This is a genomic window from Vreelandella indica, from assembly GCF_037070225.1.
Classification (GTDB): domain Bacteria; phylum Pseudomonadota; class Gammaproteobacteria; order Pseudomonadales; family Halomonadaceae; genus Vreelandella; species Vreelandella arctica.
This window is the reverse complement of the sequence record NZ_JBANSO010000024.1, coordinates 30,260-44,549: the sequence shown is the minus strand read 5'-3', so window position 1 is coordinate 44,549 and position 14,290 is coordinate 30,260. Positions and strand designations below refer to the sequence as shown.

The window sequence follows — 14,290 nt, the reverse complement described above, 5'->3', positions numbered from 1 at the left end:
CGTTAGGGCTACCTGTTCCCTCTCGTCGTCAACTCGAAACATAAAAAAACGGGCAGCTCCTTGGGAGCTGCCCGTTTCTAATCGTTGCCGTTAACGCTTAACGACGCAGACCTAAACGCTGAATCAGAGACTGATAGCGTTCGAAATCTTTACGCTTTAGGTAGTCCAGCAGCTTACGACGCTGGTTAACCATGCGGATCAGACCACGACGAGAGTGGTGATCCTGCTTGTTGGTCTTGAAGTGGTCCTGCAGGCCATTGATGTTGGCGCTCAGCAGTGCAACCTGCACTTCAGGGGAACCGGTATCGTTATCGCCGCGGCCGTATTCAGTGACGATCTCGGCCTTCTTCTCAGCGGTTAAAGCCATCTGTATCTCCAGTAAGCAATATGCCTAAAAATGAATGGGTGAGACCACGCATATTTGCAGTCTCAAGCTACTATGTGCGTCTTGCATCTTACTATTTTCACGTAGTCTGCGGCGTCCTTGCAACAGGCCTTACGAGATAGCGACGGTACTTAACAGCCGCTTAGGCGACACTTCCTGGGCACCTTTCACTACACCAAGGCCGATAAACGTCTCGGCATAATAAAGTCGGGCTACGTCGTCCGCGGCTAATGCGCCGGTTTCGAGAGTAGCGGGCTGGCCATGGGCCAAACGGGCGTGTGCGGTGTCATCGACTGTTAGTAACGGTAAATGATTCACCAGCACATCCACAGGCATTAGCTCAGCTTCCAAGGCGGCTTGGTCGGCCAATGCTTCCAGTGCCTCTAGCGTCCACATCGCGTCGGCTAAAAAAGGCCCCGTTTTGAGCCTTCTTAGCTGACTGATGTGCGCTCCACAGCCAAGCGCTTGACCTATATCTTCGGCTAACGTGCGGATGTAAGTGCCTTTACTGCAGCTTACTTCCAGCTCGAAAGCAGTGCCTTCAAACGATAGCAGGCGCGCATCATACACGCTTATCCGCCGTGCTGCACGCTCTACGTGTTTGCCTTCACGGGCCAGCTCGTAGAGTTTTTTGCCCTGATGCTTTAGCGCCGAATACATGGGCGGCACTTGGTCAATCTCACCGCGAAAACGGGTGAGCACAGCTTCCACATCATCGACGCTTAGGCTGGGAACTTCATGCTGCTCCATCACCGAGCCTTCCGCATCGCCGGTATCGGTGATTACCCCCAGTTCTACCCGGGTGCGATACACCTTGTCGGCTTCAAGCAAGTGCGACGAGAACTTAGTGGCTTCCCCAAGGCAAATCGGCAATAAGCCGGTTGCCATCGGGTCTAGCGTGCCGGTATGCCCAGCTTTTTGAGCCTGGAACAGCCGACGAACACGCTGCAGCGCATGGTTGCTGGAAACGCCCTTAGGCTTATCCAGCAGCAGCACGCCATTAACCGGTAAACCTCGACGTTGACGCGCCACTAGCGAGTTTCCTCACTTTGCTCGGCGTCATCCTCGTCATTTTGATAGCGTGCACGATCCGTGGTCACCGCTTCATCAATCAATGAAGAGAGCTGCTGACCACGCACCACACTTTCATCGAAATGAAAACGTAGTTCTGGCACATGACGTAGCTTGATGCGCTTAGCAATCTGACTTCTTAGAAAACCAGCAGCACGCTTAAGCACCTGCAGGTTTTCCTTAATACGCTCGGGCTCTTGCTCACCCAACAGAGTGACGTAGACGTCAGAGTAGCCAAGATCACGACTAACGGTAACACCGCTGACCGTGACCATACCTAAACGTGGGTCTTTCACTTCACGCTGGATCAGTACCGCCAGCTCCTTTTGGAGCTGGTCGGCTACCCGGTCGGTACGCTTAAATTCGCGCATGGTTAGCTCCTCGCAGCCTTACAGGCTACGCTCGACCTTCACTTGGTCGAAGACTTCGATCTTATCGCCGACTTGGACATCGTTGTAGTTCTTCACGCCGATGCCACACTCCATGCCGTTGCGCACTTCCTGCACATCGTCTTTGAAGCGGCGCAGCGATTCGAGCTCGCCTTCGTAGATCACCACGTCATCACGCAATACGCGGATCTTCTTATTACGATGGACGTTGCCTTCGATGACCATACAGCCAGCGATAGCACCAATCTTCGGCGCACGGAATACATCGCGCACTTCAGCAATACCGACGATCTCTTCTTTCCACTCAGGTGCGAGCATACCGCTCATCGCCTGCTTGACCTCGTCGATCAATTGGTAAATAACGCTGTAGTAACGCAGATCCAGGCCTTCGCGCTCAACGATCTCACGGGCAGCGGCATCGGCACGGACGTTAAAGCCGACCACGATGGCTTCTGACGCGAGCGCCAAGTTGGCATCGGTACCGGTGATACCGCCCACACCCGAGGAGACCACAGCCACTTCGACTTCATCAGTGGAGAGCTCTTCCAGGGCGCCTTTGATCGCTTCCAGCGAGCCTTGTACGTCGGCTTTGAGGACGATGTTGACCTTGGCCACTTCGTCTTGACCCATCTGGCTGAACATGTTCTCCAGCTTGGCCTTCTGCTGACGCGCCAGGCGCACTTCGCGGTATTTGCCTTGACGGAAGTTAGCCACTTCGCGGGCTTTCTTCTCGTCGGCCACGACCATGAAGTCGTCACCGGCATCCGGCGTGCCACCCAAGCCTTGAATCTCGACCGGCATGGCCGGGCCAACTTCATCGACTTGCTGGGCAAGTTCGTTGGTCAGCGCACGTACGCGGCCGTAGTGCAGGCCAGCCAGGACGATATCGCCCTTTCTCAGCGTGCCGTTTTGAACCAGTACGGTAGCGACCGGACCACGACCTTTATCAAGGCGCGATTCAACCACAACCCCTTTACCTGGTGCGGAAGGCACAGCTTTCAGCTCAAGCACTTCGGAGGCCAGCTGGATCGCTTCCAGCAGCTCTTCCATACCTTCACCGGTCTTAGCAGACACGTGAACGAACTGAGTATCACCGCCCCACTCTTCCGAAATAACGCCGTGCTGCGAAAGTTCGTTTTTGATGCGATCCAGATCGATGCCCTGCTTATCGATCTTGTTCACCGCCACCACCATGGGTACTTCAGCGGCTTTGGAGTGCTCAATCGCCTCAATCGTCTGCGGCATCACGCCGTCATCCGCTGCGACAACGAGAATGACCACGTCCGTTGCCTTGGCACCACGGGCACGCATGGCGGTAAACGCCGCGTGACCAGGCGTATCCAGGAAGGTCACGCCACCGTGGTTATCTTCCACGTGGTACGCGCCAATGTGCTGGGTGATACCACCCGCTTCACCGGTGGCCACTTTCGCTTTACGGATATAATCCAGCAGCGATGTTTTACCGTGGTCGACGTGACCCATCACGGTCACGACCGGTGAACGAGTGATCTCTTCGCCTTCGTAGGAGATGCCTTCGAGCATTTCCGTTTCCAGCGCGTCATCTTTCACCAGCTTCGGCGTGTGGCCCATCTCTTCCACCACGATCGCAGCCGTATCCTGATCGATGGTTTGGTTGATGGTGACCGCTGCGCCCATGTTAAACATGGCCTTGATCACTTCGTTGGCCTTGATCGACATTTTGTCGGCCAATTCCGCCACGCTGATAGACTCAGGGATCGACACTTCACGCACGATCGGCTGGGTCGGTTTCTGGAAGGCGTGCTTGCCATTGCCGGTCTGGTTGCCACCACGGCGACCGCCACGACGTTGCTCGGCACGTTTTACCTTCTTGCCACCGCCGCCACGCTTACGCTCTTCACGCTCACCACGATCTTCATCGTCACGACGACCTTTGGCCTTTGCTGCCGTTTTCTTCGGCGGCGCGGTACGGCGGTCAGAGCGGCCTTCTTTCGGCGGCGCTGGCGGCATGTCGTCGCCCGACGGGGTATCGTCGATTTGCAGATTAGGCACGTCGAGAGCAGGCGTTACAGGCGCCTTTTCAGCTTTCGGCTTGGCGTCAGCTGGCTTCTTAGCAGCGGCTTCTTTCTTGCTCGCAGCTTCTTCAGCCGCTTTAGCTGCCTGGGCCTTCTGCGCAGCTGCTTTTTCTTCAGCGACACGCGCATCGTTTACTTTGCGCTCAGCTTCCGCTTCCGCCATATCACCCACTAACTGGCGTGGGCCGGTGTAGCTAGGCTCTGGCGCTTTCGGCTTCTCATCTTCAGCGCTTTTGACGTAAGTCTTTTTCTTACGTACCTGCACTTCGATAGTTTTGCCGCGCTCGCCGGTATTAATACGGCTACGGGTTTTGCGCGTCAGCGTGATGCGGTTTTTGCCCGCTTCAGCGGTGTCGCTACCACCGTGGCTTTTCTTCAAGAAACTCAGCAGTTTTTGCTTATCTTCTTCAGACACAGCATCGCTTTCTCGAGCGTGCTTTAAACCTGCTTCTTTCATTTGCTCTAGTAGGCGGGGCACATCACGGCCCACCTTTCCTGCGAAATCTTTAACTGTCATATCTGACATATTGACCCTCCTCAGCCCGTGACCTGTTTACTGTGTGTTCGAATCCGATGCGTCATCGACTTCAAACCAGGGCGCACGGGCAGTCATGATCAGTGCCGCTGCGCGCGCTTCGTCCAACTCCTCGATATCGACCAGATCGTCGACAGACTGCTCGGCGAGATCTTCCATAGTGACAATGCCGCGACTGGCCAAAATGAAGGCCAGGTGGCGTTCCATGCCATCCATCTCCAGCAGATCAGCTGCTGGCTGGGCACCGTCTAGCGCTTCTTCCGAGGCAATTGCCATCGTCAGCAGCTCGTCTTTCGCACGTGCGCGTAGCTGCTCTACTAATTCTTCATCGAACTCTTCGATTTCGAGCATCTCTTCCATCGGCACGTAGGCGACTTCTTCCAGGGTAGTGAACCCCTCTTCCACCAACAGGCGAGCGACATCTTCATCCACTTCAAGGTGCTGGATGAAAGAGTCCACCAGGCTATCAATCTCTTGGTCGCGCTTAGACTCTGCTTCTTCTTCGGTCATGACGTTAATCCGCCAGCCGGTAAGCTCAGAGGCTAAACGCACGTTCTGGCCGCTACGGCCAATGGCCTGAGCCAGATTATCTTGCGCCACGGCCACGTCCATCGCGTGGGCATCTTCGTCAACAAGGATAGACCCAACATCGGCGGGCGCCATGGCATTAATTACCAACTGGGCGGGATTGTCGTCCCACAACACAATATCGACACGCTCGTTTTGCAGCTCGGACGAAACTGCTTGAACTCGCGAACCGCGCATACCCACACAGGCACCCACGGGGTCGATACGGCGATCATTGGTTTTAACCGCAATTTTGGCGCGCGAACCGGGATCCCGCGCAGCCCCTTTAATCTCAATCAGCTGCTCAGCGATTTCAGGCACTTCAATTTTGAACAGCTCAATAATCAGCTCGGGACATGTCCGCGACAGCTGGAGCTGGGCGCCACGAGCGTCCGGGTCTACTTTGACCAACAGGGCACGCACCCGCTCATTCATGCGGTAACGCTCACCGTGGATCATTTCATTGCGGGGTAAAAACGCTTCAGCGTTTTCGCCCAAATCAATGATCAGGCCGTCGCGGGTGGTTTTCTTAACAATGCCAGCAACCAGTTCGCCTTCACGATCTGCGTATTGGCGTACGACTTCAGCCCGCTCAGCTTCACGTACTTTCTGTACGATAACCTGCTTAGCGGTTTGCGCTGCAATACGACCAAACGATGCGTTTTCGATGGTTTTTTCGACCACATCGCCCAATTTTAGCGGCGGATCACGCTGCTCGGCGATGGTCTCTTTAATTTCGTAATCTGGCGTTTCAAACTCGTCGTCTTCTACGACAGTCCAAAAGCGGAAGGTTTCGTATTCACCGGTGCGACGGTCAATATGGACGCGCACATTGGCTTCTTCTTTGTCAAAACGCTTACGTGACGCGCTCGCAAGAGCGGCTTCTACCGCTTCGAAGATGACGTCACGTGGGACGCCCTTCTCATTGGAGATCGCGTCAACGACCATTAAAATTTCTTTACTCATGCGTATGCCTCGCCAGAAAACCTATCCTTATGTGCATCACCCCGGCAGCCTGCCGGCAGCGCCGCCACTCGGTTAATCGTCGAACTGCGGTACAATGTGAGCAGAATCAATACTCTCAATAGGAAAGCAATACTCTTCGCCATCCAGTTGAATGAGTACTTCATCTCCCTCAACACCGACCAGAAGCCCTTGATACTTGCGCCGCCCGTCAAAGGCAGTGCGCAGCTTGAGCGCGACGTGATGACCTTGAAAGCGGGTAAACTGATCCAGGGAATACAAGGGACGTGCCATGCCTGGCGAGGAGACTTCCAACCGATACTCACCGGCAATGGGGTCTTCCACATCCATAACAGCACTGACTTGGCGGCTAATATCTGCGCAGTCTTCCACGCTAACGCCACTCTCGCGCTCGATGTAGATCACCAGCCGCGAATTTTTGCCCTGGGAAAGATGGTCGATGCCCCATAGTTCAAAGCCCATGGCAGCAACAACAGGTTCGATCAGCGCGTGAAGCGCAGCGTGTTTAGTGGCCACAGACAAAGCTCCTATAGCCGTTGCATCAGGCACCTGGCCAGGAGTTATTAGAAAAGCTAGGTGGCTGATTGGCGTTACTCGGGAATGTGTCTCCGAAAATCCGGACGACATCCGTTCTTAAGGCGCTCCTGTTTACAAAAGCGCTCGCTATCCAAAAGCTGCTAACAAAAAGCCCCTTCACTGGAAGGGGCTTTTTGAAAGAAACCTTAAGTACCATCTTAGAAACATGTAACAGGGCTAGCCTGGTAAGATTGATTGTTTTCCAAAAAAGTACAAAGGAAACAAACTATCTACATGTTACTAGGAAATGGTAGCGGGGACCGGATTTGAACCGATGACCTTCGGGTTATGAGCCCGACGAGCTACCAGACTGCTCCACCCCGCATCAATCTAGGTCGACGATAATAGACACTAAAGCCACCTACGTCAAGAACTACTTGCTTCAAGAACATCTTACTTAAAGCTGCTTTTCATTTAGCTGCTAAATGCAACAGTGCCATTTTGACAGTAAAGAAAAACATTCTGGGAAGCTGGCGAACCAGCAAAACAGATGGTGCCGAAGGCGGGACTTGAACCCGCACGACCATACGGTCACTACCCCCTCAAGATAGCGTGTCTACCAATTCCACCACTTCGGCATCAGGGGAGGCTAAAGAAACGTTATCTAACTAAACAACGAGGATTAATTACTCGCTGCTTTCCTCTAGCACTGGCGCGGTATTATCCACGTCTGCAGGCCTGTCGTCAAGCGTCGGGACGCTTTGCTGCTGCTCGATCAAACGCGAATCTGGAATACCTGCTTCCGGTGCCTGACCAGCCTGGGTGGCGAAGTAAGCCAGCGCCATCGAGGTAACGAAGAAACCCGCTGCCAAAATAGCTGTCGTGCGCGATAAAAAGTTACCGCTGCCCCGCGAACCAAACACAGTTTGTGAAGCACCGCCCCCGAAAGCCGCACCGGCTTCGGCACCTTTACCCTGCTGAAGCAGAATGAGTACCACCAGGGCGACCGCAATCACCACATGGATCATAAGAATTGCAACTTGCATGGCGTTATCCTGCTGACTGACAAATGGCATAAAAATCATCGGTCTTGAGTGAGGCTCCGCCCACTAGACCGCCGTCGATATCTGGCTGAGCAAGCAGCTCAGCCGCATTACTTGCGTTCATACTGCCGCCGTATAGCAAACGCAGCTGTTCAGCTAACCCCTTATCAAAGCCCGCCTGGTAAGCACGAATGCCTGCCATGACTTCCTGGGCTTGTTCAGGAGATGCCGTACGCCCCGTGCCAATTGCCCAAACGGGCTCGTAGGCAATAACCACTTGCTTGCGCTGGTCTGGCTCCAGGCGAGACATTACATGCCCTACTTGGCGCAGCACCACGTCCATCGTACGGCCTGCGTCGCGCTCCTCTAAAGACTCTCCCACACAGAGAATCGGCGTGATATCCACGCTCAATGCCGCTAGCAAACGCGCAAATATCTGTTCGTCGCTCTCTTTATAAAGCTGACGCCGCTCTGAGTGCCCTACCAAGACGTAAGAGACCGCAAACTCTTTGAGCATACGACCACTCACTTCACCGGTATGGGCACCAGAGTGAATGGGATTCAACGTTTGCGCACCCAATGACAGCCCCGTGCCCTCAAACGCAAGGCGCGCCGCATCCAAATAAGGGAACGGCGGAATGATAACGACATCCACGCCCTTTGGCGATACGGCGGCAGAGAAGGCCTGTCCGAATTCGTTGATCAACGCCACGGAACCGTTCATTTTCCAGTTACCGGCAATTAAAGGCGTACGCATCGACTCTCCTCACTCAAGGTGGAGCGAAATGGTATAGGAGCGGCCTTGTCAAGACAACCGCTGTTGCAAGCACAGGTTTGCTTTCCTGGGCCAGCTAGCTATATCGACCGCTAGTTAAATCGACCAGCTAGTTATATCAAATAGTGGGGCACATTTATTTAAGCAATGCCTGAACTTGTTCAGCCAAGCTGTGCGCCAATTGTTCGACATCCAAATGGGCACGCCCCTCCACCATCACACGAATTAGCGGTTCAGTGCCTGACGGGCGCAACAATACGCGTCCTTCATCACCCAACTCATGCTCTAATGCAGCAACCGCCTGCTGGAGCGGCGCCGACTCCATCACTTCTTTAGCACTTGTATGGGCGGGTAAACGCACATTAACCAGCGCCTGCGGCACTTTTTCCAGCTCTTTTAGCAGCGTCGGCAGGCTCTTCTGCTCGCGCATCATCAGCGCCAATACCTGCAGCGCCGAGACGATACCATCACCGGTAGTCTGCACATGACCGCAGACAATGTGCCCTGACGACTCACCACCCAACTCCCAACCGTTAGCGGCCATTCGCTCCATGACAAAACGGTCGCCCACTTTTGCACGTTCAAAAGGAATACCCAGATTATCCAGCGCCATGGATAAGCCAAAATTAGACATCAAGGTGCCCACCACGCCGCCCTGCAGCAAACCACGCTCATGACGATCACGGGCAATTAAATAGAGGATATCGTCGCCATCCACTTCGCGGCCATCGCCGTCAACCAACATTACGCGATCACCATCACCGTCAAAGGCAATCCCCAAGTCTGCATTTTGCTGAATGACGGCAGCACGCAATGCGGCGGGATGCGTTGAACCTACCTGCTGGTTAATATTTAACCCGTCGGGCGCAGCGCCGATGGTGGTAACGTAAGCCCCCAGCTCGCGAAACACATTAGGCGCGATATGGTAAGTGGCACCGTGGGCGCAATCTAGGACTACCTTAAGGCCATGCAAACTAAGCCGATCAGGCAGGGTTGATTTACAAAATTCAATGTAACGACCTGCGGCGTCGTCGATACGGGTAGCTTTACCCAACTGAGCGGCTTCTGCCGTGGTCAGCGGCGCTTCAAGCATGGCCTCAATACGATCTTCCGTTTCATCAGGGAGCTTCTTGCCCTCTGCGGAGAAGAACTTGATGCCATTGTCATCGAAGGGGTTGTGAGATGCCGAGATGACAATACCCGCGTCAGCACGGAACGTACGCGTCAAGTAGGCGATGCCTGGTGTAGGCATTGGCCCCAACAGCGACACATCCACACCGGCGGCAGAAAGCCCCGCCTCTAATGCGGATTCAAACATGTAGCCAGAGATACGCGTATCTTTGCCAATTAACACCCGCGTTCGACCTTTATCACGGCGCAAGACCTGCCCTGCCGCCCAGCCTAGCTTGAGCATAAAATCAGCCGTAATGGGCGATTTACCCACTGTGCCGCGAATACCATCGGTACCAAAATAGCGCCTTGTCATGCGTCAGACTCCTTGTTAAGCGGCGGCTCGCAGCCCTCTTGTAGTACCGCCCACGCCATATTGACTGCATCTACCGTTGCAGCGACATCATGTACACGCAGAATATTAGCCCCACGCTCTACCGCCATGGCTGCCAGTGCCAAACCACCGGAAAGACGCTCCTCTACCGGGCGGCCTAACACTTTCCCAATCATACTCTTGCGTGACATACCTACCAGTAATGGAAGCTCCAACGATTGTAGAGTCTCCATATATTTGAGTAAGCGTAGATTGTGTTCGACGGTTTTGCCGAAGCCAAAACCAGGGTCAACTAAAAGCCGATTACGGCGCAGCCCGGCCGCCTCACACTCGGCCACTCGGCGGGCCAAATAGTCTGCTACCTCTTCCTCGATTGGGCGCGAATAAGCAGGTGCTTGCTGCATATCTTGCGGCTCGCCCTGGCGATGCATTAAGCAAACGGGCAGGCCACTGCCTACCGCAGCCAACAGCGCCCCTTCGCGCTCTAACGCGCGCACGTCGTTAAGCATACCGGCGCCCAGCTCACTCGCCTCGCGGATAACGGCAGGACAACTGGTATCCACCGATACCAGCGCATCCAGTTCGCGCACCAGGATTTCTACCACGGGGGCAACCCGGTCAAGCTCTTCCTGGGGGCTGACAGGCGTAGCGCCAGGGCGAGTCGACTCGCCTCCCACATCAATGATCGCCGCCCCTTCCGCCAACATCCGCTCGGCATGGCGCAACGCGTCATCTAGAGCAACGTGCTGCCCGCCATCAGAAAAAGAGTCGGGTGTGACATTAAGGATACCCATCACGCGGGGAAAGGAGAGATCCAACAGGTGGCGCCCGCAACGCAGTTGGAAAGCATTTTCAGCTGTTTGCGTAGAGGGCGTATCCATAAGTGATTTCATGCTGCAGCCTGGTCAATAAAAGAAACTTTGCAGTGTTATAGGCACAGCATAACAAAAAAGGCGCCCCTTGAAGGGGCGCCTTTTGCTTATACGCAGGGTTAACTATCTAATCATCTAAGGACCCGCAGGGCCGCCGAGAGGGTCTGAAGGCCGACGGCGCGGCTCGTCATCATCCTCTTCACCGTCGCTGCCAGAAGCGTTGGTAGACGTATCATCATCGGCTTCTTGCGCTTTTGGCTTATTACCGCCGCCAACAGGCGTACCGCCACCGGATGAATCACCGTCGTCCCAGCCTTCGGGCGGACGGGGATCGCGCCCCTCCATGATGTCTTTCAACTGCGTGGCGTCAATAGTCTCATACTTCATCAACGCTTCGGCCATGGCATCAAGCTTGTCGCGATTATCCGTTAGGATTTGGCGGGCCTGCTCATAACAATCGTCGATGATTTTGCGGACTTCTTTATCAAGGCGCGTCGTGGTATCACCCGACTTCATCTTACTGCCGCCCTGACCCGGGCCACCGAGGAACTGATGCGACTCGTCCTCGTCGTACATGATCGGACCCATCTCGTCCGACAAGCCCCACTTCGCCACCATGTTGTGGGCAAGCTCAGTGGCGCGCTTGATATCGTTAGAGGCGCCGGTGGTGACACCGTTCGGACCCAACGTCATCTCTTCAGCAATACGACCACCAAACAGCGAGCAGATCTGCCCCAGAATTTGCTGACGCGACAGGCTGTAGCGATCCTCTTCCGGCAAGAACATCGTCACGCCGAGGGCACGCCCACGGGGGATAATGGTTACCTTGTAGACCGGATCATGCGAAGGCACAACCAAACCGATGATGGCGTGACCTGATTCATGATAAGCGGTGTTGAGCTTCTCTTTATCGGTCATGACCATCGACTTGCGCTCAGCGCCCATCATGATCTTGTCTTTAGCCAGCTCCAACTCTTCCATGCTGACTAGGCGCTTATTGCGGCGCGCAGCAAACAGTGCGGCTTCGTTGACCAGGTTGGCCAAATCCGCGCCAGAGAAGCCAGGCGTGCCGCGGGCAATCAGCTGCGGTTTTACGTCATCACCCAGCGGCACTTTACGCAGGTGAACGCCAAGAATGTGCTCACGACCACGAATATCCGGCAAGCCAACGGTAACCTGACGGTCAAAGCGGCCTGGACGCATAAGCGCAGGATCAAGCACGTCAGGACGGTTAGTCGCAGCGATAACGATGACGCCTTCGTTGGCCTCAAAACCATCCATCTCGACCAGCAGCTGGTTCAACGTCTGCTCGCGCTCGTCGTTACCGCCACCCATGCCAGCACCGCGAGAGCGACCCACAGCATCAATCTCATCGATAAAGATGATGCAGGGCGCCTGCTTCTTAGCCTGTTCGAACATGTCGCGCACACGTGATGCGCCGACACCGACAAACATTTCAACGAAGTCAGAGCCCGAGATAGAGAAGAACGGCACTTTCGCTTCGCCAGCAATGGATTTTGCCAGCAGCGTTTTACCGGTACCTGGGGGCCCTACCATTAACACGCCGCGGGGAATCGTACCGCCCAAACGCTGGAATTTGGTGGGGTCACGTAGGAAGTCGACCAACTCTTCGACTTCTTCTTTGGCTTCATCACAGCCAGCCACGTCGGCAAAGGTCGTTTTGATCTGATCTTGAGAGAGCAGCTTGGCCTTCGATTTACCAAAGCTCATCGGGCCGCCTTTACCACCGCCGGCACCACCCTGCATCTGGCGCATAAAGAACATAAAGATGCCCAAAATCAGCAGAATCGGGAAGCTGGCAATAAGCAGCCGCGTCCAGATACTTTGCTGTTCTGGCTCTTTACCCACGACCGTCACATTATTGCTCAACAGGTCGTCCATCAGCTTCGGATCTTCTGCCGATGGGCGGATCGTCTGAAACTGAGAGCCATCCGTGCGCTCACCACTGATGGTGTAACCATCAATCGTGACGCTACGTACCTGCTGATTTTGCACCTGCTGCACAAACTGAGAATAGTTGGTGTTTTGCGGTGCGCTTTCGGTGCTGAAATTATTGAACACTGTCAGTAGGACGGCCGCGATGACCAACCACAGAATCAGGTTCTTCGCCATATCATTCAAGGGGCTACCCTCATTACAAGAATCCGTCAGTTAAACCCTGGTGCTTAATAAAGCCTGCTACTAATAATCTTAGTACTACGACATTACATCAGCATCAAGCGTTCAACCATTGCCAAAGCGTCTTATGCCTCGGGCCATCTGTGTCACGCGCGTATTGCGGCTAATGTGACACACGTTGCGCTTGCCTGTCTGGCAATCGCGCTGATAAATCTTGGCTATGAACCACATACACCGTTATCCCATCACAGGTAAAATCATCGAACCATATGATGCGTTAACCGCGAAACCCTTCGGCCAGAAAATACACTTCACGGGAGCGTGCCCGCGATGCATCCGGCTTGCGAGTCACTACCTTGCTAAAGCTTCCGCGCAACTCTTTCAGGTAAGCGTCAAACCCTTCCCCCTGGAATACTTTAGCTAAAAACCGACCACCGGGTGACAGAGTTTCGCGAGCAAGTTCTAACGCTAACTCCACTAAGTACATCGCCTGAGGCTGATCAATTGCCGCCATACCACTCATATTGGGGGCCATATCCGACATCACAAGGTCTACGCGACGATTATCTAGACGTTTTAATATCGCCTCCAACACCGCCTCTTCCGTAAAATCCCCCTGGATAAAGTCCACGCCTGCGAGCGCATCCATCTCCAAAATATCAGAAGCGATGACCACACCTTCAGGCCCTACCCGCTCAGCAGCAATCTGACTCCATCCGCCGGGCGCTGCCCCTAAATCAATGACCGTCATACCGGGTCGCAGCAGTTTATCCTTTTCATCCAGCTCAATCAGCTTATAGCTGGCACGGGAGCGATAGCCATCTTGCCAACTCTGCTTCACGTACTGGTCGTCAAAATGCTCCTTCTTCCAGTTATTGCTGGTTTTGCTAACGGAATGTTTACGGCTTGGGGGCTTTTGCTGCATGTGGGAATCTAACACTGGAATAAGAGATGGGCGCATTCACGCGATCGCTTTCACTCGGTGACGTTTCACCGTAAGATGGAGCGTTAAGCGCTAACCGGGATACCGCAAGATACCATGAGCTTGTCACAGGCACAAAAGAAAGCATTTCGTAGCATTGGCCACCATCTTAACCCAGTGGTCACCGTTTCTGAGAACGGCGTCTCCGAAAATTTGCTCGCAGAACTTAACCGCGCACTCACCGATCACGAACTGATCAAAGTGAAACTCGCCATTCCTGAGCGTGATGATCGGGCTGCTATGATAGCCGAACTGATCGCCAACAGCCGTGCCGACCTTGTGCAAACCATTGGCAAAATGGCGCTGCTCTACCGTAGGAACCCGCAGGTGAATCCAAAGCTTTCTAATGTTACCCGCTTTGAGAACCACCACGGTCGGCATTAACCGTTAGATTGTACTCGTTCTAAAACGAATACTGCTGCACTAAAACGCCCCTTCAACCGACCTAACCGAGGTCAATTGAAGGGGCGTTTT

The 14,290-nt window shown here is 54.3% G+C and carries 13 protein-coding genes and 2 tRNA genes; 1 reads left to right on the top strand and 14 read right to left on the bottom strand.

Going from position 1 to position 14,290, the window contains the following annotated elements; all coding sequences use genetic code 11:
* Positions 1-97: 97 nt before the first annotated feature.
* The 14 genes from rpsO to rlmE form a co-directional block, all read right to left on the bottom strand.
* A complete protein-coding gene (gene rpsO / locus V8L71_RS15880) occupies positions 98-367 on the bottom strand; it encodes a 30S ribosomal protein S15 (RefSeq protein WP_007111823.1) in 270 nt (89 codons plus the stop codon).
* Positions 368-496: 129 nt separating this feature from the next.
* On the bottom strand, positions 497-1,417 hold the full coding sequence (truB, locus tag V8L71_RS15875) for a tRNA pseudouridine(55) synthase TruB (RefSeq protein WP_101145693.1): 921 nt from the start codon (positions 1,415-1,417) through the stop codon (positions 497-499).
* Positions 1,417-1,827, bottom strand: a complete 411-nt coding sequence (rbfA, locus tag V8L71_RS15870) for a 30S ribosome-binding factor RbfA (RefSeq protein WP_101145694.1) — start codon at positions 1,825-1,827, stop codon at positions 1,417-1,419. Before rbfA ends, truB begins: the two co-directional genes overlap by 1 nt.
* A gap of 18 nt (positions 1,828-1,845) precedes the next feature.
* Positions 1,846-4,425, bottom strand: coding sequence for a translation initiation factor IF-2 (infB, locus tag V8L71_RS15865; protein ID WP_101145695.1), 2,580 nt, complete (start codon positions 4,423-4,425; stop codon positions 1,846-1,848).
* A gap of 27 nt (positions 4,426-4,452) precedes the next feature.
* The gene (gene nusA / locus V8L71_RS15860; RefSeq protein ID WP_008958797.1) at positions 4,453-5,967 is read right to left on the bottom strand and encodes a transcription termination factor NusA; all 1,515 of its coding nucleotides are present in this window, start codon (positions 5,965-5,967) and stop codon (positions 4,453-4,455) included.
* A 72-nt stretch (positions 5,968-6,039) separates the two neighbouring features.
* The gene (gene rimP, locus V8L71_RS15855) at positions 6,040-6,501 is read right to left on the bottom strand and encodes a ribosome maturation factor RimP (protein ID WP_008958796.1); all 462 of its coding nucleotides are present in this window, start codon (positions 6,499-6,501) and stop codon (positions 6,040-6,042) included.
* Positions 6,502-6,809: 308 nt separating this feature from the next.
* Positions 6,810-6,886 (bottom strand) — tRNA-Met (locus V8L71_RS15850).
* A gap of 166 nt (positions 6,887-7,052) precedes the next feature.
* Positions 7,053-7,139: transfer RNA gene (locus V8L71_RS15845), tRNA-Leu, on the bottom strand.
* Positions 7,140-7,187: 48 nt separating this feature from the next.
* Entirely contained in the window at positions 7,188-7,547 is a 360-nt protein-coding gene (gene secG, locus V8L71_RS15840) for a preprotein translocase subunit SecG (RefSeq protein WP_022520708.1), read from the bottom strand.
* Between the two features lie 4 nt (positions 7,548-7,551).
* Positions 7,552-8,301: a triose-phosphate isomerase gene (tpiA, locus tag V8L71_RS15835; protein WP_101145696.1), complete on the bottom strand. Its 750-nt coding sequence runs from the start codon at positions 8,299-8,301 to the stop codon at positions 7,552-7,554.
* A 154-nt stretch (positions 8,302-8,455) separates the two neighbouring features.
* Positions 8,456-9,805: a phosphoglucosamine mutase gene (gene glmM / locus V8L71_RS15830; RefSeq protein ID WP_101145697.1), complete on the bottom strand. Its 1,350-nt coding sequence runs from the start codon at positions 9,803-9,805 to the stop codon at positions 8,456-8,458.
* A complete protein-coding gene (gene folP / locus V8L71_RS15825) occupies positions 9,802-10,716 on the bottom strand; it encodes a dihydropteroate synthase (protein WP_336274722.1) in 915 nt (304 codons plus the stop codon). The genes glmM and folP overlap by 4 nt, the downstream gene beginning before the upstream one ends.
* Before the next feature lie 114 nt (positions 10,717-10,830).
* Positions 10,831-12,837, bottom strand: a complete 2,007-nt coding sequence (gene ftsH / locus V8L71_RS15820; protein ID WP_101145699.1) for an ATP-dependent zinc metalloprotease FtsH — start codon at positions 12,835-12,837, stop codon at positions 10,831-10,833.
* 274 nt (positions 12,838-13,111) lie between these two features.
* Complete coding sequence (gene rlmE, locus V8L71_RS15815) at positions 13,112-13,759, bottom strand: 23S rRNA (uridine(2552)-2'-O)-methyltransferase RlmE (RefSeq protein WP_101145700.1); 648 nt, start codon at positions 13,757-13,759, stop codon at positions 13,112-13,114.
* Between the two features lie 114 nt (positions 13,760-13,873).
* Between rlmE and yhbY the strand changes: the two genes are divergently transcribed.
* Positions 13,874-14,200, top strand: a complete 327-nt coding sequence (gene yhbY / locus V8L71_RS15810) for a ribosome assembly RNA-binding protein YhbY (RefSeq protein ID WP_008958789.1) — start codon at positions 13,874-13,876, stop codon at positions 14,198-14,200.
* Positions 14,201-14,290: the final 90 nt, after the last annotated feature.

What these genes read in the sequence shown, in the direction of transcription:
- rbfA (WP_101145694.1), bottom strand. Translation starts at nt 1,827, where the DNA reads ATGCGCGAATTTAAGCGTACCGACCGGGTAGCCGACCAGCTCCAAAAG.
- tpiA (WP_101145696.1), bottom strand. Translation starts at nt 8,301, where the DNA reads ATGCGTACGCCTTTAATTGCCGGTAACTGGAAAATGAACGGTTCCGTG.
- rpsO (WP_007111823.1), bottom strand. Translation starts at nt 367, where the DNA reads ATGGCTTTAACCGCTGAGAAGAAGGCCGAGATCGTCACTGAATACGGC.
- infB (WP_101145695.1), bottom strand. Translation starts at nt 4,425, where the DNA reads ATGTCAGATATGACAGTTAAAGATTTCGCAGGAAAGGTGGGCCGTGAT.
- secG (WP_022520708.1), bottom strand. Translation starts at nt 7,547, where the DNA reads ATGCAAGTTGCAATTCTTATGATCCATGTGGTGATTGCGGTCGCCCTG.
- nusA (WP_008958797.1), bottom strand. Translation starts at nt 5,967, where the DNA reads ATGAGTAAAGAAATTTTAATGGTCGTTGACGCGATCTCCAATGAGAAG.
- yhbY (WP_008958789.1), top strand. Translation starts at nt 13,874, where the DNA reads ATGAGCTTGTCACAGGCACAAAAGAAAGCATTTCGTAGCATTGGCCAC.
- glmM (WP_101145697.1), bottom strand. Translation starts at nt 9,805, where the DNA reads ATGACAAGGCGCTATTTTGGTACCGATGGTATTCGCGGCACAGTGGGT.
- folP (WP_336274722.1), bottom strand. Translation starts at nt 10,716, where the DNA reads ATGAAATCACTTATGGATACGCCCTCTACGCAAACAGCTGAAAATGCT.
- rlmE (WP_101145700.1), bottom strand. Translation starts at nt 13,759, where the DNA reads ATGCAGCAAAAGCCCCCAAGCCGTAAACATTCCGTTAGCAAAACCAGC.